The sequence below is a fragment of the Telmatospirillum sp. J64-1 genome, from assembly GCF_006980715.1.
GTDB lineage: Bacteria > Pseudomonadota > Alphaproteobacteria > Rhodospirillales > Magnetospirillaceae > Oleiliquidispirillum > Oleiliquidispirillum nitrogeniifigens.
In genome coordinates, this window is record NZ_SBHN01000017.1 from 13373 (window position 1) to 33092 (window position 19720).

Annotated in this window: 22 protein-coding genes; 20 read left to right on the forward strand and 2 right to left on the reverse strand. The window is 64.9% G+C overall.

What is annotated here, in order from left to right; translation table 11 throughout:
- Nucleotides 1-63: 63 nt before the first annotated feature.
- Nucleotides 64-1098, reverse strand: a complete 1035-nt coding sequence (locus EPD66_RS15835; RefSeq protein WP_142849496.1) for a hypothetical protein — start codon at nucleotides 1096-1098, stop codon at nucleotides 64-66.
- 876 nt (nucleotides 1099-1974) lie between these two features.
- Between EPD66_RS15835 and EPD66_RS15840 the strand changes: the two genes are divergently transcribed.
- The 10 genes from EPD66_RS15840 to EPD66_RS15885 all read left to right on the forward strand — a co-directional run bounded on the left by EPD66_RS15840 (nucleotide 1975) and on the right by EPD66_RS15885 (nucleotide 8387).
- Nucleotides 1975-2367 carry a DUF2958 domain-containing protein gene (locus EPD66_RS15840; protein WP_142849497.1) on the forward strand — a complete coding sequence of 131 codons (393 nt, stop codon included), beginning with the start codon at nucleotides 1975-1977 and terminating at the stop codon, nucleotides 2365-2367.
- A gap of 15 nt (nucleotides 2368-2382) precedes the next feature.
- Nucleotides 2383-2697 (forward strand): hypothetical protein, encoded by a 315-nt coding sequence (locus EPD66_RS15845; protein ID WP_058898862.1) that lies wholly within the window; start codon nucleotides 2383-2385, stop codon nucleotides 2695-2697.
- Between the two features lie 64 nt (nucleotides 2698-2761).
- Nucleotides 2762-4603, forward strand: coding sequence for a ParB/RepB/Spo0J family partition protein (locus tag EPD66_RS15850; RefSeq protein ID WP_142849498.1), 1842 nt, complete (start codon nucleotides 2762-2764; stop codon nucleotides 4601-4603).
- A gap of 98 nt (nucleotides 4604-4701) precedes the next feature.
- Nucleotides 4702-5055 (forward strand): hypothetical protein, encoded by a 354-nt coding sequence (locus EPD66_RS15855; protein WP_142849499.1) that lies wholly within the window; start codon nucleotides 4702-4704, stop codon nucleotides 5053-5055.
- 55 nt (nucleotides 5056-5110) lie between these two features.
- The gene (locus EPD66_RS15860; RefSeq protein ID WP_142849500.1) at nucleotides 5111-5428 is read left to right on the forward strand and encodes a hypothetical protein; all 318 of its coding nucleotides are present in this window, start codon (nucleotides 5111-5113) and stop codon (nucleotides 5426-5428) included.
- A 12-nt stretch (nucleotides 5429-5440) separates the two neighbouring features.
- The gene (locus EPD66_RS15865; RefSeq protein WP_142849501.1) at nucleotides 5441-5626 is read left to right on the forward strand and encodes a hypothetical protein; all 186 of its coding nucleotides are present in this window, start codon (nucleotides 5441-5443) and stop codon (nucleotides 5624-5626) included.
- 504 nt (nucleotides 5627-6130) lie between these two features.
- Nucleotides 6131-6427 carry a DUF736 domain-containing protein gene (locus EPD66_RS15870; protein ID WP_058898867.1) on the forward strand — a complete coding sequence of 99 codons (297 nt, stop codon included), beginning with the start codon at nucleotides 6131-6133 and terminating at the stop codon, nucleotides 6425-6427.
- A 66-nt stretch (nucleotides 6428-6493) separates the two neighbouring features.
- Nucleotides 6494-7003 carry a hypothetical protein gene (locus EPD66_RS15875; protein ID WP_142849502.1) on the forward strand — a complete coding sequence of 170 codons (510 nt, stop codon included), beginning with the start codon at nucleotides 6494-6496 and terminating at the stop codon, nucleotides 7001-7003.
- Nucleotides 7004-7283: 280 nt separating this feature from the next.
- Nucleotides 7284-7649, forward strand: a complete 366-nt coding sequence (locus EPD66_RS15880; protein ID WP_142849503.1) for a phosphoglycerate kinase — start codon at nucleotides 7284-7286, stop codon at nucleotides 7647-7649.
- 519 nt (nucleotides 7650-8168) lie between these two features.
- Nucleotides 8169-8387 carry a hypothetical protein gene (locus EPD66_RS15885; protein ID WP_058898870.1) on the forward strand — a complete coding sequence of 73 codons (219 nt, stop codon included), beginning with the start codon at nucleotides 8169-8171 and terminating at the stop codon, nucleotides 8385-8387.
- Nucleotides 8388-8453: 66 nt separating this feature from the next.
- Here EPD66_RS15885 and EPD66_RS15890 read toward each other — a convergent pair whose 3' ends face one another.
- Entirely contained in the window at nucleotides 8454-8684 is a 231-nt protein-coding gene (locus tag EPD66_RS15890) for a hypothetical protein (RefSeq protein ID WP_058898871.1), read from the reverse strand.
- A 499-nt stretch (nucleotides 8685-9183) separates the two neighbouring features.
- Here EPD66_RS15890 and EPD66_RS15900 point away from each other — a divergent pair, with 499 nt between their 5' ends.
- The 10 genes from EPD66_RS15900 to EPD66_RS15945 all read left to right on the forward strand — a co-directional run bounded on the left by EPD66_RS15900 (nucleotide 9184) and on the right by EPD66_RS15945 (nucleotide 19667).
- Entirely contained in the window at nucleotides 9184-9378 is a 195-nt protein-coding gene (locus tag EPD66_RS15900) for a hypothetical protein (RefSeq protein WP_058898873.1), read from the forward strand.
- Between the two features lie 557 nt (nucleotides 9379-9935).
- Nucleotides 9936-10496: a hypothetical protein gene (locus EPD66_RS15905; protein ID WP_142849505.1), complete on the forward strand. Its 561-nt coding sequence runs from the start codon at nucleotides 9936-9938 to the stop codon at nucleotides 10494-10496.
- Nucleotides 10486-12183 (forward strand): relaxase/mobilization nuclease domain-containing protein, encoded by a 1698-nt coding sequence (locus EPD66_RS15910; protein WP_142849506.1) that lies wholly within the window; start codon nucleotides 10486-10488, stop codon nucleotides 12181-12183. The genes EPD66_RS15905 and EPD66_RS15910 overlap by 11 nt, the downstream gene beginning before the upstream one ends.
- Before the next feature lie 670 nt (nucleotides 12184-12853).
- A complete protein-coding gene (locus EPD66_RS15915) occupies nucleotides 12854-14359 on the forward strand; it encodes a multicopper oxidase family protein (RefSeq protein ID WP_142849507.1) in 1506 nt (501 codons plus the stop codon).
- 151 nt (nucleotides 14360-14510) lie between these two features.
- Nucleotides 14511-15359 (forward strand): ferric reductase-like transmembrane domain-containing protein, encoded by an 849-nt coding sequence (locus tag EPD66_RS15920; RefSeq protein ID WP_221930998.1) that lies wholly within the window; start codon nucleotides 14511-14513, stop codon nucleotides 15357-15359.
- Nucleotides 15356-15586 carry a hypothetical protein gene (locus EPD66_RS15925; protein WP_142849508.1) on the forward strand — a complete coding sequence of 77 codons (231 nt, stop codon included), beginning with the start codon at nucleotides 15356-15358 and terminating at the stop codon, nucleotides 15584-15586. Before EPD66_RS15920 ends, EPD66_RS15925 begins: the two co-directional genes overlap by 4 nt.
- The gene (locus EPD66_RS15930) at nucleotides 15583-18111 is read left to right on the forward strand and encodes a heavy metal translocating P-type ATPase (RefSeq protein ID WP_142849509.1); all 2529 of its coding nucleotides are present in this window, start codon (nucleotides 15583-15585) and stop codon (nucleotides 18109-18111) included. Before EPD66_RS15925 ends, EPD66_RS15930 begins: the two co-directional genes overlap by 4 nt.
- A complete protein-coding gene (locus EPD66_RS15935) occupies nucleotides 18108-18356 on the forward strand; it encodes a DUF2933 domain-containing protein (RefSeq protein ID WP_142849510.1) in 249 nt (82 codons plus the stop codon). Before EPD66_RS15930 ends, EPD66_RS15935 begins: the two co-directional genes overlap by 4 nt.
- The gene (locus EPD66_RS15940; RefSeq protein WP_142849511.1) at nucleotides 18346-19002 is read left to right on the forward strand and encodes an isoprenylcysteine carboxylmethyltransferase family protein; all 657 of its coding nucleotides are present in this window, start codon (nucleotides 18346-18348) and stop codon (nucleotides 19000-19002) included. Before EPD66_RS15935 ends, EPD66_RS15940 begins: the two co-directional genes overlap by 11 nt.
- Nucleotides 18999-19667 carry a hypothetical protein gene (locus EPD66_RS15945; protein WP_142849512.1) on the forward strand — a complete coding sequence of 223 codons (669 nt, stop codon included), beginning with the start codon at nucleotides 18999-19001 and terminating at the stop codon, nucleotides 19665-19667. Before EPD66_RS15940 ends, EPD66_RS15945 begins: the two co-directional genes overlap by 4 nt.
- The last annotated feature ends 53 nt before the right edge of the window (nucleotides 19668-19720 follow it).

Sequence of the window (19720 nt, forward strand, 5' to 3'; positions counted from 1 at the left end):
CGCTCAGGGCCGAGCGGGCACAGTCATCACATCCTGCGTGTCAGGATCACGGAAGCGCATACGTCACCAATCGCCGAAGTCATCGCCGCCGGAGCAGAAAATGCCCGAACAACTGGTACGGCACACATTGTCACAACAAACGTTGCAGGATGTAAAACCCCCTGGAGTTGCTGACGTACACAGCATCCGGCCATTCGTATTTGCCCGACACCAACGGTCTCCCGAATAGTCGTTCGTGAAGACCATCGTCGCATTTATTCGTTGTGAATTGAGCGTGCCGGTGAGGGTGCCGCCGGTAAGGCGGAGGTAGCGCCCATCGCCATCCGACTGGGTTATGCCCTGATCGGCGATGCACTCCCACGTTGAGCCCGTCCATCTCAACTTCTGAGCAGTCCCGCAGGAAATTGGAGCGGGTCGATCGCAGATAACCTTCGACCCATTGGTCCGGCACCAACGACCATTGGTCAGTGCACCCACCTTGGGGTCAACCTCGGTGGAAGCGGTGGCGCCAATGTTATCGGTCACACAGGTCCAGGCCGTGCCGCTCCATTGCAGCTTTTGCGAGGAGGTACAGGTGGGGATGTTGCCGACGTTGCCGCTGCCAACGTAGAGTTGATTGGCCGTCACGCGGGCGTTGACGTTCATGTTGCTGCTGAACGTCGAGGTTCCCGTCACAGCCAGGTTGTTGTTGAGCGTGGTATTGCCTGTGATGTTGGCGCCGCCCGCGCCGACGGTCAGGCCGCCGGCACCGATCGTAATGCGGTTGTTGAAGGTGCTGTTTCCGGTGACGTTCACGCCGCCGCTGTTGACGTTGACGCGGTTCGTGAAGGTGGCCTGTCCGTTGGTGGGATTGAGCGTCAGGTGGGGGATGCAGTCGTTGGCGTCCCTGTTGGCGTGCGTTGGCGCGTACACCCGCCCAGCCGCGGTACAGGCGTTCATGCGCTCGTTCTCGGTTTGGAGAGTGGTTAGCTGCGCATTCTGCTTGGCTCCCTCGGCGCCACCACGCGACGGCGTGGAGAAGAATTTGCTTTGAGCCATTACGTTGGCGGCAGATGCGGTGCACAGGAGTGCGATGAACAATAAAAGTATGCGTATCACGGCAATGCCCTCACTATTTGTTCTTTATGGGCGCGGCCAAAAATGGCGTTTTGTAAAAATCTGACCTGCGTTCAGCACTTCCCGCCTCGGTAAATGAACATAGAGTCCAGGCACACATAGACTTTCTGGAGAGTGCTCGCGGAGCAGTCGCACACCGTGTGCGCGCCGTGATTGGTGGCAGGGCATAGCGCGTCGCCGACATCCACCTCTATGCAAGGACCGCGTCCTTTGACGCGTACATCGCTCACGAGATCAAAACGTGAGGATTGATTGAGGGCGCCCTCCAGAACAGGGGAAGGATGCGGATAGAATAAAGACTCAATAATAAATTGAACAACAAGCAATACTATGTCCCGACAATATTATCGTTGCGGCGAACAAGTAGAATAATAACGCAAGTTTTGGTGTGGGGAAAGAATTCCCCTGCCTGCAACCGCCTGCGGCGTTTTCCGGACACCCCTTCGAGCGGGGGCAGTCCCCCGCAACGCCCCCGAAGCCGCCGCACCGGGACCCGCGCTCACGCTACCCTGTGCGGCGGCGAAGGACGGCCCTTTGGGCCGACGTTGATTTCGTTCTTCGCGCTGCGCGCGGAACCTCTCTGGCCAGCTTGTGCCGACCCCGCCGGGCTTGCCCAAGGTCGCCGTCCGGCCTGCCCGTTCCGTTCGGGCAGCAAGCTGCCCTCCCGTGTTGGCCGGATTGCACCCCTTCGGGGCGGCTCTCTTGGAGCCCGTCGGATGTCGGCGCGACGCCGCCAGGCCGACCGCGCTCACTGATCATCACTGGTTCTTCTGTCGTCGCTCGCCGCTGGGCAGAGGTTCAGGCGCGGGGCGTGTGTGCTCTGTGCTGCCTGTAACGACTGCACGGAGGATTGAGCGAATGAACGACACGACGACGACCCTTGGCAGCGCTGCCGCGCTGCTGACCGACGAGCAACGCGCCCGCATGTTGAGGAACGGGCGGGAGAACGCCGAGCGCATAAGCGAGGACGGCGACACCCATAATTTCTGGCCTGTGGTGAAGCTGTTCTGCCCATGGGGCGCGGCGACGTGGCTGCTGTCCGAACTCGACCCGGACGCGCCGGATATTGCCTTCGGCTTGTGTGATTTGGGCATGGGCAGCCCCGAACTCGGCAGCGTCAGCCTGTCGGAAATTGCCGCCATCCGTGGTCCCGGTGGCCTGACCATCGAGCGCGACCAGCACTTCAAGCCGACCAAGAGCCTGACGGCCTATGCCGCCGAGGCGCGGCTTGCTGGCCGTATCGTCGCGTAGTCGGGAGGGCAGACCATGAAATGCCTTGCCGATTTCAAACGCGCCCTGCTGGCGCATCCCTGCTGGACGTTCCAGTACATCGACAACGAGCGCGATTGCGGCGTCCAGCGCCGCACCGTCGCTCACGTCCAGACCAACGGGGTGTGGTTCACCATGCCCGATAGGGGCGGCGGCAAGACGTGGCTGGACTTCCCGTCCGCCCGTCTTTGCCGTTTCCCCGACCCGCAAACGCTGGTCATCGACCACGGCGACGAGTGGGGCACCCGCCTCATCTACCGCATGGCGGCGGCACCTGCCGTGCCAGCCGAAAGCGCCATCACCACCGCCTGACCAACCCGCCCGCTTCGGTGACGGGGCGGGCACGAATTGACGAAATCACGAAAGGACGAAACCCATGACCATCCAGACCATCCCCCTGAACAAGCTGGCTGTCGCTGACGGCAACAACCCCCGCCGCAGCATGGACGCCGCCGCCCTCGACGGGCTGGCAGCCTCCATCAAGGCCGACGGCCTTCTGCAAAACCTTGTGGTTCGCAAGGACGGGCGGAAGTTCCGCATCGTGTCGGGCGAACGCCGCTATCGCGCCCTGTTGCTCTTGGCCGAGCGCGGCGACATCGGCAAAGACCATCCCGTGCCCGTGGAGGTACGCGGTGGCCTGTCGGAGGCCGACGCGCTGCGGCTGGCCACCGTCGAGAACATCCAGCGGGAGCAGCTTGCCCCTATGGACGAGGCGGAAGCCTTTGCCGCCCTGTTGGGCGAGGGTGCCAGCCTTGAGGACGTGGCCGCCAAGGCGGGCGTGTCGGTGCTGACCGTCAAGCGCCGCGTGGCGCTGGCCTCGCTGTGCGACGAGGCGAAAGCCTTGGTGCGGGAGGGTGAGTTTTCCCTGTCGGTGGCGGAAGCCCTGACACTGGCTACCCATGAGCAGCAACGCGCCCTCGTCGAGCGGCTGGAGCAGGGGTATCACTACGATGCCGACGATGTGCGCGGGATGCTGACGGGCGAAAAGCCCGCCGTGTCGCTAGCCATTTTTCCGATGGAACAGTACGAGGGCACCGTCACCGCCGACCTGTTCGCCGACGACGACAACACCTTCTTTGACGATGCCGAGCAGTTCTTCCGCTTGCAGTCGCAAGCGGTCGAGGCGCTGGCCGCGCATCACCGTGAAGCGGGTGCGGCGTTCGTCGAGGTGCTGACCGAGGGCTATGCCCCATGGTGGCAGTACCGCGAGGCCAACACCGAGGACGGCGAAGCGGGCGGCGTGGTCATCCACTTCAAGCCGTCTGGCCGTGTCGAGGTGCGCGAAGGGCTTGCCCGCCGCGACGTGCGTCCGAGCGTTGCCGAGGAAACGGCGGCAGCGCCCGCAGCACCCAAGCCGCAGCCCGAATATACGGGGCCTGTGGTGCGGATGGTTGCCGCTCACAAGAGCATGGCCGTGATGGAAGCCTTGCTGGCCGATGCCCGCAAGGCCAAGGAAGTGGCCGTCATCCAGATGATGCGCGGTATCCGCTATCACGGGCGGATTGCGGTCGATGCCCATCCCGCGCTGGCGTTCTTCGCCACCAGCGACAAGCCGCCCGTCAGCTACAGCGCCGTGGAACGGACGGCGCAGGAGTTCGTCACCGCGCTGGGCCTGGAGGGCGGCAAGCGCCATGCCTACGCCCGCCCCAGCCGTGGCGCGTGGGATGTGCTGTTAGGCGACGACAAGAGCGCCGAGCAGCTTTACGCGGCGGTGAAAGAATTGTCTGACAGCGAGCTTGAGCAGTTGCACCTGCTGCTGACCGCGCTGGCCTTCGGGCAGGAAAGCATGGAGGCGCTCGATACCACCGACAGCCTGTTCAATCAGGTTGCCGTGGATTTGGACGTGGATATGCGTGACCGATGGGTGCCCGACGAGGACTTCCTCTATCGTCGCCGCAAGGAGCACTTGGAGGCCATCGCCCGCGAGAGCGGGGCGGTGTCGCGCCTCGGCAAGCTCAAAGACTACGCCAAGGGCAAGCTGGCCGCTGCGCTGGCCAACCACTTCCAGCGTTGCGCCGAGGACGACGCGACCTTGCCCGCCGCCATGCGGGAGCGGGGGCGGAACTGGCTGCCGGGAGCCATGCTGTTCCCCGCCGTGACGGCGGATGCGCCCGCCGAGCCGGAGGCCGAGGACATCGAGGCGGACGGGCAGGACGACGATGCCGACCTGTCCGACATCGAGGCCGACGAGGGCGACCTCACCGAGGCGGCGGCGTAGCCGCGCACGGCTGCCCTGTCGGGTCACACCCCGACAGGGCTTTCGCCGCCTTCCATAAGGGGCGGCCAACAACAATCGAAACGGGAGGCAACCCACCCATGACGACATACGATGTTCTGAATCGCGACGGCGACATAGAGGCCACGGGGCTTGATGCGGTTGACGCGCTGCTCATGGCCGTCAGCCATGACGGCGGCGTTGGTGTGTTCCGGCCTGGCCGGGACGAGCGGGGCCGTTTCGACGGCACCCTGAACTTCTATGGCGAGGTCAGCCCCTCGCTGGCGCGTACCACCGCGCTGCGGCCTTGGCACGACATGGCGGGACATCACGATTCCCGCCGCATCTCGCTGCCGATCTGGGGGCGCACGGCGGCGGATTGTGCGGCGAAGGTCATCGCGGTTCACGGCAACGACATCGGCGGCTGGTCGGTGCGTCCCATCGATGCGGCCTGAGCGGACATGCGCCGCGCTTTCGCTGTCCCTCATAAGCCTGAAGAAGAAAACCAAGATGGAAGTCGCAACGACGATGAGCTTCGACCGAAACGACCGCGCCGCCATTCTCGCGGCGCTTGCCAACCCCGACCCCAATAATCCCGTTGCCGTGGCGCTGGCGGAACGGCTCAAGGAGCTGACCGGCCGCTACTGGCTGCACGCCGAGAAACTCGGCCGTGTGCCGACGGAACTCATGCTGGTCAAGCCGACCACCGCCTTCGACGACATCGCCTGTCGCCTGCATCTGAACGCCTTGGCCGACGCGGTCGGCCAGAAGCTCACCGTCGTGTGGGTAGACGCCGAGCAGGACGCCGCGAACCCGACAGACGAATAGGAGGACGCCATCATGCCCATCATCGTCACCATCGCGGTCATCGTCCTGGCCGCTTTCGTCAGTACCAGCACCGGCAGTGCCGACGCCTTCATAGCCGTGCTGTTCGTCGGCCCTTTCGCGGCTGTGGGGCTGTTCTATGTCCTGATGCTCGTCGGCTGGCTTGTGAAGGCAGTCCGAAGCGGGCCGGGCTCCCGCTGACCATGCTCCCGCGCACGCCGTGCCGATGCAGGTGCGGCGTGCGCCGTTTTCTCGCCTGCCGCCTTGGCTTTGTGATGGGGGCGGATGGACTTCTCGACATCACCGATGAACGCGACTGGCCGACATCGGCCAGCGGGATCTGATGCCGCCGCGCCGCACGTCGGGTGAAGGGGCGCCGAGGTCGCCAAGCTGAGCTTCCTACCTGTTTGGATCGGTCAGCCACCCATCTGCGTCCTTTCCTGTCATGGCCACATCTGAGCCCGTCGCCCGTCCCCGCAACGGCGCACGGTCAGTTTCTTCCCCGGCCTGCGGCCTTCCTCGCGCATCAAGAAACAGCCCGCTTGCCGTCTGCCGCTTCGCTTCGCCCGCTTCGTGTCCCGGTCGGGGCTTCGCCCCTCCGCGCCTCTTGGGGTGCGGGGCCGTGCTTCGACGGTCTCTCTCATGGGCCATGGAAAGGTCGCGATGGGCGCGACCGCCAGAACCAAACGCAAGGAGACTTTCATCATGGCAACCATCGGCACCTTCACCAAGACCGACAGCGGCTTCACCGGCACCATCCAGACCCTCGGCCTCAAGGCCACCAAGGTCGCGATCACCGGCGTCGAGAAGACCAACGACTCCGCCCCCGACTTCCGCGTCAAGGCGGGCACCGTCGAGATCGGCGCGGCCTGGCACCGCACCAGCAAGGGTGGCAACGAGTACATCTCGGTCAAACTGGACGACCCGAGCTTCGTCGCTCCCATCTACGCCAACCTGGTCGAGCAGCAGGACAAGGGCTTCGCCCTCATCTGGAGCCGCTGACCGCAGGCGACGCCGCCCGCCACACGGCGGGCGGCGCTGCCTCCGCATAGTTTAACGATTTAACGAATGGACGATTTCATCATGATCACTTTGACCGACATCCACATGCAACGCCTGCACGCCGAGGGCGCGCGCCTCTCCGAGGACGCCGACCGCCGCCTCGCGACTGCCGAGGACACCGACGATTCCGACGACTGGGATGCGTGGAAGGAGGCCGACGGCATCGCGAGCGGCTTCAAGCTCGCCCTTCAGGAGGTCGCCCGCGAGGTGGCCAACCCCGAACCGACGCCGCCCGCGCCTGCGCTCAGCTACGACGACTGGCTGGCTGCCTATCGCCCCGTCCGCAACACCATCCGCAAGTATGCGCCCTTCGACGGCCTGATGTTCGAGACCTTCGGCCCCGAACTCGATGCCGTTAGTGCGGCCGACCCGGCCTGCATCTGGACGCTCGTCAGCAGCGATGACGACGACGGCCTCTACCTTCTGTCCGGCTGCCATTTCGTCAACCGGATGGGCTACCTCGTCACCGAACGCCCGTGGGCTGGCGACGGCCAGCTTGAAATCCGCCTCGATTGAGGCGTCCACCAACTGCCCCCGTCGGTTCGCCGTCGGGGGCTTTTTGTGCTCCTGGTCGCCGTGCTTCGGCGGGGGCGCACACATCCAGTCCCGATCCCTTCCGGCCCGTTGCCGTCCTTCGGATGTTCGCGTTCGTAGCAGGCGGCGCCTTGCCGTCCATGACCTGCCCGCGCCAGCGGGCTGGCCCGCCCGTGTTGGTCAGGACGGCGGCGGCTCATGCCGCCCGCCCTTTCGGCCGCGTCCGTCAGGACGCGCAACCAACGACCGAAAGGAGATCATCATGGGACTGGATATGTACGCCTTCACCACCGCCGAACCCGTCGAGGCCGAAGTGGACTTCACCGCCAAGACCGCCACTGAGCTCGCCTACTGGCGGAAGCACCCCAACCTGCACGGCTGGATGGAGAATCTCTACTACGCCAAGGGCGGCCACGACATCGACTTCAATTGCGTCAACGTCGCGTTGACGACCGACGACCTCGACCGGCTGGAGGCCGACATCGAGGCGAACGCACTGCCCTTCACCGAAGGCTTCTTCTTCGGGTCGAGCGACGGCAGCGAACGTGACGACGACCTCGCCTTCATCGCGAAGGCCCGTGCGGCCATCGCCGAAGGGAAGACGGTGTTCTACACATCGTGGTGGTGAGCCTCTGGCACCATCGACGAAGCCGCCCGGCGACGGGCGGCTTTTGTCGTGCTGGGGTGGGTTGGCTGACGGACGCCATGAGCCACCGCCGAACAGGCCGGAAAGTACATGCACCGACTCAGCCTCGGTGCGCGGGCCGATAGGGACACCTGGCTCCCCACTGATCGTCGCCTTGCTCGGATGTTGCCGTGCCTTCGACGCCGCCGTCCGGCATGTCAGTTTGCGAGACAGCCGGCGTGTTCAGCCGGGGCCTTTCCATCCTTCCTCTGGCCGTGACCGGCGGGCCTTCCTGACCTGGGCGAACGTGGCGCCGGCGGCGTCCGCCGCAACGGCTCGTGCCCGACTTTCTTCCCCGGTGCCTGCGGCACCTTCCTCGCGGTCGCTTCGCTCCAAGAAAGACGGGCCTCGCCGTCCTCCGCTGCGCTGCGGCCCTGCGGGTGCGGCTGGTCGCCTCTGCCGCCGCCTTTCGTCGCCCATGGAAGGCCGCGGTCGCGGCCAGGCAACGAAGGAGGAAAGACCATGAACCGACTGAACACCACCGACAGCTTTCTGGACCTGACCTGGGACGAGTACGTTATCGAGGTCGAGGACAACTACCTGCTGGAGACCGGCGACGACATCGACGAAGACCAGTACGCCGACATCGTCCGCGCCTACGACCAAGGCCTGAGCCCGATCGGCTGCGCCATCGCCCTGATGGACCTGCGGCATCACCAGGGTCGGCCGCTGGCCGCCTGACCCAGCCGCGACCGCGCACCTAGCCCCGTCGGGTATCCCGGCGGGGCTTCGTCATGTCCCGCGCGGTCACTGCTGCCGCTGGGGTGCAACGGCGATCTGAGGGTCTTTGAGCACCACGCGGTCACCGACAACTTCGACGTAGTCGAGGTTGATGAGCTGTTCCAGCGCGTCGGCAAATGCATCGCTTGTCCAGCCGTCGCTACAGGCACCCTTCCAGACGGCGAACACTTCCGCTGCCCCTTGGGGCGCATGCTCCTCGATGCGCCTAAGCAAGGTTGCCGCCGTGAAGTCCGTCATGCCGTCGTCTCCGAGTGATTCATATGCAGGGGCTTATGAGCGCGGTCGGCAATCGCCGCCTGACAGGCACAGGCGCGGCACTATCCGCCTGGACAGTGACCGAGCCGAGACGGCACCGACCGGCAGCTCCGGAGCACCGGCCGAGGCGGCGGCGAAATGCCTTCGACGTTCCGCCATACCGCCGGAAGCTCAGCCCGGCCGAGGGGCGTCAGTCGCCCACGTCCGCTCTCCTCTTGGGAAAACAGCAGCCACACCAGCACGGGCCTTCGACTGCGGCCAATCTGGCATCGGCGTCGCCCACCGCAACGGCTCGTGCCCGACTTTCTTCCCCGGCGCCTGCGGCGCCTTCCTCGCGGTCGCTGCGCTCCAAGAAAGACGGGCCTTGCCGTCCTCCGCTGCGCTGCGGCCCTCCGGGTGCGGCACGCTCCTGCGCCGCTGCCTCATCTTGGCCACGAAGGCCGCGCGGTGCGGCCCAAGAAACCCCAAGAGGAGACCGACCATGAGCCACCCAACCACCCTTGATCTCGTCCGCAGCCTGACCTTCGACCAGTACGTCGAGTTCGTAAACATTGCATTCGTCGAGTACTTCGACCGGATGCCCAACGGCGACGTGAAGTCGGGCGTGCGCTTCTGGTACGACATCAACGTCCACCCGATAAGCGCCGCCCTGATGCTGCCTGACTGGGGCTACTGACAGCCGCCGCGCTCCGTTGCATCAGCCCCGCCGGCCTGACGGCGGGGCTCCTCGCATGCCTATCCGCCGGCACTTTCGGGCGGCCGAGACGGCGCTGTCGCGCCGCCGACCGCCCGCTTGCGCTGTGCCGCGTTCCGGCGGCGGATGTTGTTGGTGGCCGTTGGCAGGTGTTGTGGCTTGTGGAGAAGGGCGATTGCGGTTAGTATCGCGTTGTCCATCGTTGGCATTAAGTGTCTGACCTGTCAGTCCGAATCCACTCCACCCTGTGGACCGACCCCATAAGTGGGGGAGGGTTTTCGTGTCACAGGGGGGAGGCAAGATGGATGTTGGTCTACAAAAATACCTGACGGGCGGCCTGCGGCCGGCCCCTCCGCTCGCCCCTGACGGGGACGACCGACGGCATTATTATTCGCCCAACAGGCCCCGCATTCGACCCCCTGGCGGGGTCTCAAGCGTCGCCATCTTGCCTCGCCATTCGGCCCTGCGGCCTCAAGGGAGGGAGAGTCACGGCACCCTGATGCTCCCCTTTCGGGACTGTTGAACGGGGAGGCACCGGCATGGCAGGACGCAGACCCAAAGCCCCCGAGGACCGCCGCGACGTCGTCGCCCGCATCCGCCTGACCCGCGCCGAGCAGCGTGCCATCCAGCAGCGCGCCGTCGAGGCCGGCGTCACCTTCGCCGACTATGTCCGCGAGACAGCGATGGGCCGCAAGCCCAGGGCCAAGCCGGCGAAGGCGAAGGCCATCGAGGACGTGTTCTACGAACTGGGGCGAATCGCCAATAACCTCGCCCAGCTCGAAGCCGCCACGGGGGATGAGACCTACCGGCCGTGGGCGGTCTATGTCGGAAAGGAGATGGTCGAGCGCCTGACCGACCGTGCCGACCTGGCGCCGGTCCTCATGCACCACGTCGAGGCCGTCAACGGCATCGGCCACCTGATCAACAGCCTCGCCCGCCGTGCCAACTCGGGGAAGGACATCGACGACGCGGAGCGCGACGAGGCGCTCACCATCCTGAAGGACGTGCTGGCCCCGATCCACAAGGCCGTCGCCAAGGGACCGAAGGGGCGGGAGCCGGACGGCAAGCCCGACGGCCCGGAGGGAGCTGATGCGCTTTAAGGTGCCCGCCCGTCAGCCGGAGAGCTTCCGGGGCTCGGCACTCTATCTCGCCGGCCAGATCAAGGGGCTCTCCCCCGACCGGGTGGAGTTCGTCGAAACGCGCAACCTCTTCACTGACGACCCGCGCGCGGCCGCGGCCGTCATGGACGCGACGGCGGCCAAGTCGGTGCGCTGCAAGCAGCCGGCCTATCACTTCATGATCACCTTCGACCCGAAGGACGCGGCGGCGGGGAAGGTGACGCCGGAGGTCAAGCGGAAGGTGGCGCAGCAGGTCATCGAGCGGATGGGGCTGACGGAGCATCAGCTCCTCGTCTACAGCCACCGCGACACCGACCACCCCCACCTGCATTTTCTGGTCAACCGTGTGCATCCCGAGAAGCACGTCGCCTACGACCGGCATCAGGACGGACGGCGCCTGACCGGCATCGTGCAGGAGCTGGCGCAGGAGCACGGCCTCAACATCCTGCGCAACCGCGAGTACGAGCGACAGCTTGGCCGGGACGTGGTGGAGGACTTCGGCCCCACCGTCTCCGACGCCGAATACTGGCAGGCGCGGCGGGAGCAGCGCGAGGCGCAGATCCCCTTCGCCAAGGACGACATTGCCGACCTGCGTCGCCGCCTGAAGGACGACTTCATCCGCGCCCGCGATTGGGATGACCTGGCCCAGCGGCTGGCCGACAAGGGCGTCACCCTGGAGCGCAAGGGGCAGGGGCTGATCCTCACCGACGGGGAGCGCTTCGCCAAGCTCTCCGATATGGGCAAGGGCGTACGCTTCCATGCCCTGGAGGAACGCTTCGCGGAGAGCTTCGACGACCACATGGCGCGTCAGGCCGCGCGCGTGGCGCAGCGGGAGCGGGGCAAGGAAGAACCGACACCCGACACGTCGGGCATGGCGCCGCCCGAGCGGCGCACGGTCGAGGGCATGTTCGCCGAGGAGCCCGACCGTGATCCGGCCGAGGCGGCGGTGCGTCGGTTCGACGAGGCCGACATGGACTTCCGCTACTGGAGCCAGATCGAGGCGTCCTACCGGTCGGCCGCCGGCAAGGTGCGCTATGCCGAGCGTCAGCAATCCTTCGCCGAGAAGCAGGTGCCCCGCGACCAGTCATGGCTTCAGAAGCGCAGCCGCAGCCTCGACGACATCCTCGGCAAGGTCTACCGCGATGCTGCCAAGGCCCGCACGCTATGGGATGACCTAGAGGAGAAGTTCGGCATCCGCGACGCCGAGCGCATGATCGAGAAGGACCCCTTCATCCTCGGTGCCGTGCGCGGCACGCGATTGGGCGACACGCGGACGGCCGACCGAAAGGAGGCCAGGCGCTACTACCGCTACATCATCGAGCGTCGCCGCCGGTGGCGTGACGCCAGGAACCGGCTGGAGCATACACGCTCGGAAATCGAGCAGGCGCGACGGCGGGTGAAGCAGGCCATCCGCGATTACGAGATGCTACAGCAGATTGCCGGCAGCCCGCAGGTGCTGCGGGACACCATGCTAGAGAAGATCAAGGCGCGGGCGCGGGCGCTGTCGCGCGTCACCGAGAAGGCCATAGAGCGCAGCCGTCTGTCGGACGAGCGGCGGGAGCAGCTCCATCGCGCCTGGCGCGTGGCGAAGGAGAAGCGTCTTGAGCGGGAGCGCAAACGCGAACGAGGCCGGGCGTTCGGGCTCGACCTGAGTTTGTTCGACAAGTGACACGACGTCGCTTCTATCGTATTTTCGGTAGCATATATGAGAATTGGGCAGGATTCTGAATTGTGGCGCTGCGCTGGCGGTTTGGGCACTCGACTTGATCGAGATCAATGGCACGACGTTCACTCCGTCCCTATATTGCATATGAGTTCTATTTCCCTGTCACCAACCGGCTAGGTAGTCCGTGAAGCAGGCAAGGACATTTCAACGCAAAGCGGGTTCGCCCCTCGGGGTGCCGGGCTCCCGGCGTTGGCTTGCCTTTTTGCTCACTTTCGCCCTGCTCGTTACCGGGTTCTCGCATTTCGCAGTTGCCAGTCACGACGTACCGTCACCGGGGCACACTCACGAGCTCGGTTGGGTTGGTGATGACGCAGGCGATGAACCTTGCTGCCCTGATCACCGCGGCCAGCCGCATGCTGCGAATTGCGGTATGACCAGCGGGTGCTTCCTGTGCGTGCCCGTGAGCAACCCCGCCGCAACGCGTGTCTCGAAGACTGGCACGGCTCAGTGGGCGGTAGAGGCCGTCCAGTCTGGCCGTATTGCTTCGGCCCTGTTTCGCCCTCCACGAATCTCCTGAACGTCTGATGCGGTGCGCTTCGTCTGAAGCGCGCTGAAAGCGCTGTCTGGCTGCGCCTAGCCGGTCCGCCCGTCACGTTAAGGAGGTTGCTACCTTATGCAATATACATCCCGTCGCCAGTTTCTGGCGTCAGTTGCCGCGACAAGTGCACTCGTCGCCGCGCCGTCACTGCTGTTCCCGACCCGTGCCGCCCTGGCAGCCTCCGCTTCGACGATCCGGGTGGATACCCGAGTCATAGAGGTGAACGGGCGCGCGGCCACCGTCTTCGGCCTTACCCAGCCCGACGGCACCCATGGCCTCGTTACAGAAGCTGGTCAGCGGTTCCGGGTCCGGCTTGAGAACCGGCTCGACGAAGAAACGCTCATCCATTGGCATGGGCTCACGCCACCCTGGCAGCAGGATGGCGTGCCGCAACTTTCGCAGCCGCCGCTCGCCCCCGGCGCGGCTTACGATTACGACTTCCCGCTGGACCGGCCCGGTACCAACTGGATGCATTCGCACCACGGGCTTCAGGAGCAGCGCCTGATGGCAGCGCCACTGATCGTCCGCGACCCGGCCGAGGCAGGTACCGACATCCAAGATGTCGTGGTCCTGTTCCACGATTTCACCTTCCGGGACCCCGACGAGATTCTCGCAGGGCTCAGGGGCGGCGGCCATGGCGGCGCCGGACACGTAGCTGCCGAACACCGGCCTGGCCTGCTGCGCCGCATGATGGAAACCGTGATGCCCATGCGCGGCATGGATCACGGAGCCGGCCATGGCGGCATGGACCATGGCGCCATGGGCGCGGGCATGGTGCACCTGCACGACGTGGACTACGACGCCTTTCTCGCCAACGACCGGACCCTGGACGACCCGGAGGTGTTCCGCGTCGAACGCGGCGGCCGTGTCCGCCTGCGCCTGATCAACGGCGCGACGGCAACCAATTTCTGGTTGGACCTGGGCCGTCTCGAAGGCCGCCTGGTAGCGGTCGACGGGATGCCGGTTGCCCCGGTCACCGGGCGGCGATTCGAATTCGCAATCGCGCAGAGGCTCGACATTCTCCTCGACCTGCCGGCGGGCGAAGGGACGTGGCCCGTCTTCGCCGTACGGGAAGGCGAACGGGCGCGCACGGGATTCATTCTGGCAACGCCACGTGGCACCGTCGAAAGGGTCGCCGGCGATGCCGCGGAGCCGGTCCAAGCGGTCGGGCTTGCTCTCGAACGGAGGTTACGAGCCACGCAGCCCTTGGCGCTGCAGGAGGCAGACCGTCGTCACACTGTGACCATCACCGAGGCGCCGGGCTACATCTGGATGCTGAACGGCGCTTCTCATGGCGATCACGCCCCTCTGGACGTGCGCGCGGGCGAGCGGGTCGAGATCACGTTCAACGACCAGACCACCATGGCCCACCCGATGCACCTGCACGGGCATCATTTCCAGGTGGTGGCGATAAACGGCGAACGCTTCGCAGGCGCGGTGCGCGATACCGTGCTCGTGCCCGCGAGGGGCAGCGTCACCATCGCCTTTGACGCGACAAACCCCGGTAAGTGGGCGCTGCACTGCCACCACCTCTATCACATGGCGGGCGGCATGATGACCACGGTCGAATACGACACATAGAAACGGGGGCGGAAGGCCGCAGCGGCGGTTCGTCTTGTTCTCGGTAGCTGCGGGGTGCGGGCGATGTTGGCAGCAGTTTCGTAGACATCCTAAGAGCAACCACCGGTCAATGCCAGAACTGCCGACAGACATAGAATGATGAGAAACGACAATGGATGAAAACGTACCTGAGCTTGCTCGCCCGCGAGGCAGTGGTCGCGGCAGATCGCGATTGCCGAAAATTTTGGTGAAAAACACGGCGATGCGGCATGTTCTGATCATTCTTGCCGCTGTCCTGCTGGTCGCTCTGTTCGGGCTGGTCCATCAACAGTGGAGCCCGATGCATCGCTGGAACAGGGCTACCGCCGACGCCTCCATCGTAATGTTGTCGATGACCATGGCACTGGGGCCGCTGGCAAAGCTGTGGCCGGCATGGGGACGCCTCTTGCCGTTTCGGCGGGAACTGGGCGTCCACGCGGTGCTACTGGCGTTCATTCACACCGCCATCATCCTGGATGGCTGGGTTGAATGGGACCTGGCACGGCTGGTCGGCTTCGAGTTCCATCCCGGTCTTGGACATTACGTGATGGTGCAGCACGGCTTCGGGCTGGCAAACCTCGTCGGCGTCCTGGCGCTCGGCTACGGCCTCATCCTCGTCGTCACGTCCAATGACCGCGCCTTGCGTTTCCTTGGCGGGCCAGTGTGGAAGTTCGTGCAGCGAGGCGCTTATGTCCTCTGGGTGCTTGTCGTGGCCCATACCGCGTATTTCCTGTTCATGCATTTTCTGGACTTTCACCGCCCGACGCCTCCCACCAACCCTCTGCAGTGGCCGTTTACTCTGCTCGTGTTGCTGATTCTCGTACTCCGCTGGACCGCTTCTATCCGTTCGTGGCGCGGCAGGCGGCCCGCAGATGGGTATAGCGGCTACCGTCTCGGAGCGGGCGCCTCCAGCGTGAATGACCGGAGCGCTTCGCGTCTGAAGTTCGGCGCAGAATTAAACCATGGAAAGCAAAGCGCATGACAAAGACGTCACAAACTGAGAGGGGATTCTTCCGCCTGACGCGAAGTCATCTGCTCTGGATTTGCCCAATCGTCGGGCTGATGGCCGGCGTCGCCATCCTCTGGCTTTTCGGGATTGGCCTTTGGACCGTGGTCGCTTTCCTGTTCCTGATTGCGTGCCCTCTCGTCGTCGCGTGGGTCCTGGTGATCGACCGGCAGGAAAACAGAACATCGAGGAAAGAGCCATGAACGACAGACGCACACGAGAGGCCGCAGGAAAAGCCACCGTAAGCGCCGCGCACCTTATCGTCCCAGGCATGGGGAGCGACCATTGCGCCGGTTTGGTTTCCACCTCACTCAGGCGCCTTGAGGGCGTAGCGAACATCCGCACGAACATCGCCAATCATCGCGTCGATGTGGTGTTCGATCCTGGGCGGCTCGATCTCGACGGCCTCAAGACCGCCGTCGAAAAGGCCGGCTACGATGTCGCCCGGGCGGAGAGCGACGAAGCCCAAGGTGTGCATGTCGTTCGCCTCACTGTCCCCGGCATGGGGAGCGATCACTGTGCGGGCCTCGTGTCCGGTTCGATCAGGCGACTTCCCGGTATCGCCGATGTGGGAACCAATATCGGTAACCATCGGGTCACCGTGCAATTCGATTCCACCAGCACCGATGCAGCCGCCATAAAGGCAGCCATCGAGCGAGCGGGCTATGACGTGGAGGCGGTCGAGGAAGGCCGCAGCTCGGCGAGGGCGCCGGTGGCCGACGACGTCGAGGAGCGGTACCTCGCGACGGCCTGGAAACGGCTGTGGATCGCGGCGGTGCCGACGACCCTGATCATGTTGATCATGGGACCGCACATGTTCTGGCAGCCGATCCCGGGCTATCTGGCGATCGTCGCCGTCCTCGCCTTCCCCGTCGTGTTCCTTTACGGCGGTTTTGCAACGCACCGCTCAGCATGGCGCTCGCTGACCAACCGCACGGCCAACATGGACGTGCTCATCTCGATGGGCAGTCTGCCGCCGTATTTCATCGGCTTGGTCGGCTTCGTCTATCCGATGACCTCGTTCATCGAGATGGCGGCCACGATCATGACGTTTCATCTGCTCGGCCGCTATCTGGAGACCCGCGCCAAAGGTCGGGCCAGCCAGGCGATCAAGCGACTGATCACCATGGGTGCCAAGACCGCCTCGGTGCTGCGCGACGGTCAGGAAGTCGAGGTGCCCGTTTCCGAGCTCCAGGCCGGCGACATCATGGTGGTGCGCCCCGGCGCGAAGGTGCCGACCGATGGCGAGATCGTCGAGGGCAACAGCCATCTGGACGAATCCATCGCCACCGGCGAGTCCGTGCCGGTCGAGAAAGGACCAGGCGACGCCGTCATTGGGGCGACCATCAACAAGGAGGGGCTGCTCAGGGTGCGCGCGACGAAAGTCGGTGCCGACACGTTCCTGTCGCAGGTCATCCGACTTGTCGAAGAAGCGCAGGGCTCCAAGGTACCCATCCAAGAATTCGCCGACCGCATCACCGGCTACTTCGTCCCCGCCGTCATTCTGATCAGCCTCGCCAGTCTGGCAATATGGCTTGCCTTCGGTGAGAGCCTTCGCCCGATCCTGCTCTGGGGAGCGACCTTCCTTCCCTGGGTCAACCCCGAGCTGACGCCACTCCTTGTCGGCGTCCTGGCTTCGGTGGCCGTGCTCGTGATCGCGTGCCCGTGTGCCCTCGGACTCGCGACGCCGACCGCGATCATGGTGGGCAGTGGGCTTGGCGCTGAGCGCGGCGTGCTGATCCGTTCCGGTGAAGCCATCCAGACCCTGAAGGACATCAAGGCCGTGGTGCTGGATAAGACCGGCACCATCACCAAGGGGAAGCCGTCGCTCACCGATGTCTCGGCCATGGAAGGGTTCGACGAGGCGGAAGTCCTGCGGGCGGCGGCGTCCGTCGAAGCCGGGTCGGAACACCCCCTCGGTCAGGCCATCGTTACCGGCGCGCGCGAACGCGGGCTGGACGTCCCCGAAGTTACCGAGTTCAAGGCAATCACCGCTCGCGGTGTCGAGGGGAAAGTCGATGGCCGCCATGTCCGGGTCGGCAGCCGGCGGCTTCTGAACGAGGCTGGGATAGAGCTTGGAGACCTCGACGAACGGCTGACGCAGCTCGAAACCACGGGCAAGACCGCCATGCTGGTCGCCATCGGCGACCGCGCTGCGGGCCTGGTGGCAGTCGCCGACACGATCAAGGAAGACTCCAGGGCCGCCATCGCGGCGATGCACGAACTTGGCATCCATGTCGTCATGATCACCGGCGACAACGAGCGCACGGCGAGGCATGTCGCCTCCCAAGTCGGCATCGACGAGGTGCAGGCGGGCGTGCTGCCCGAAGGCAAGGTCGCAGCGATCCGCGAACTCCAATCGCGTTACGGCGACAGGGTGGCGATGGTCGGCGATGGGATTAACGATGCTCCCGCGTTGAAGCAGGCCAATGTCGGCATTGCTATCGGCGCCGGTGCCGATGTCGCCATCGAGGCGGCCGACGTGACCCTCGTTAAGGGTGAGCTTACCAAAGCCGTCGAAGCCATTCGTCTCTCCAAGGCGACATTCTCGAAGATCGTCCAGAACCTTTTCTGGGCCTGGTTCTACAACGTCGCCGCGATCCCGATCGCCGCGCTCGGGCTGCTGCACCCGATGATCGGCGTGGTCGCCATGACCGCGAGCTCGCTCTCGGTCATCGGCAACTCGCTGCTGCTGAAGCGCACCAGGCTGGAGGTCCACAAACCATGACGCACGATCATTCGCACCGAGATTCGAACCAGAACGAAGTCCGCAAGCGGCCGTTTCTGAACACACCGGCGGGATTTGCGCTCTGCGTGTTCCTGGCCGTCGCCGGGGTCTTGCTCTGGATCGAACATCGCGCCCATATCCTCGGCGCCCTGCCGCTTCTGCTCCCACTGGCCATCTGCCTCGGCATGCACTTCTTCATGCATCGGGGCCACGGTGGACACGGCGGGGGGCGCCATGAACGGTGATCTTCCCGCCTATGGCCTGTGGCTTCTGGTGGCGGTCAACGCCGGGATTTTTATCCTGTTCGCCTTCAGCTTCTTCAAACCGAAGACGGCACGCGACTGGCGAACATTGGGCGCTTTCTCCGCCTTTATCGTGGCGCTCTTCGTTGAGATGTACGGCTTTCCGCTGACACTCTACCTGCTCGCCGGCTGGCTCGGCACCCGGTTTCCGGCACTGGATCCCATGTCCCACGATGCCGGCCATCTCTGGCCCGCGATCTTCGGCTGGTCGATGGATCCCCATTGGTCGCCCTTCCATCTGCTCAGCTTCGTCTTCATCGGCGGCGGCTTCATCCTCATCGCGACCGCCTGGCGGGTGCTGCATGAAGCGCAGCGCGAAGGGAGACTGGCGACCACAGGTCCCTATGCGCGTCTTCGCCACCCCCAGTACGCCGGGTTCGCGCTGATCATGATCGGCTTCTTCCTGCAATGGCCGACGCTGGTCACCGGCCTGATGCTGCCGGTCCTGCTCGTCATGTACTGGCGCCTCGCCAAGCGTGAGGAACGCGAGGTCGAAGCGGCCTTCGGCGAGGCATACCGGCACTACGCCAGAAGCGTACCTGCGTTTCTGCCGCGCTTGGGCAGCCTGTCGACTGGCGGAGCGCCATGACTGCACAACCCCAAAGCTTCTCATCCCAACCAGGAGTACGAGCCATGAAAACCAACCCAACCCTATCCATTCTGTTCGCCAGCCTGTTGTTCGTCGGCACGGCAACGGCCGCCGTTGCACAAACCGGCAGCCAGGATCACGACGCGCACCATCCGGCGGAAACCCAGGCTGCCCCCGCTGCGCCGACAGGAGACGTGCCGCCGCCCGCAGGCATGCAAGGCGGCATGCCCGGCATGGGCATGATGACGCCCGAGATGATGCAGATGATGCAGCGCATGATGGGCGGAATGCAGGGCCGCGGCATGCCGGAAGGCGGCATGGGCCAGGGCATGACGGGTCAGATGCCGATGGCCGGCGGCATGATGATGTGCCCGATGATGCAGATGATGGGCGCGCGCTCGGGGATGGACATGCAATCCATGATGGGAGCCGCGATGCTCTATGGGATGCCCCACGGCAATGCCGAAGAAATGACGCCTGAGCGTGTACGCACATTTCTGGAGCAACGCCTGGAACAGCACGGCAATCCGCGCCTCAAACTCGGTGAGATCGCGAGCGCTGCCGACGGAAGCATCACGGCCGAGATCGTTACCGTGGATGGCTCGCTGGTGCAGAAGCTGGCCTTCAACCGCTATCCGGGCCTGTTCCGGCAAATCACCGAATAGGCGTGCTGCCGGATGCGAGGCCGAGCCCTGCCGATCGTCCTGTTGGCGCTGTT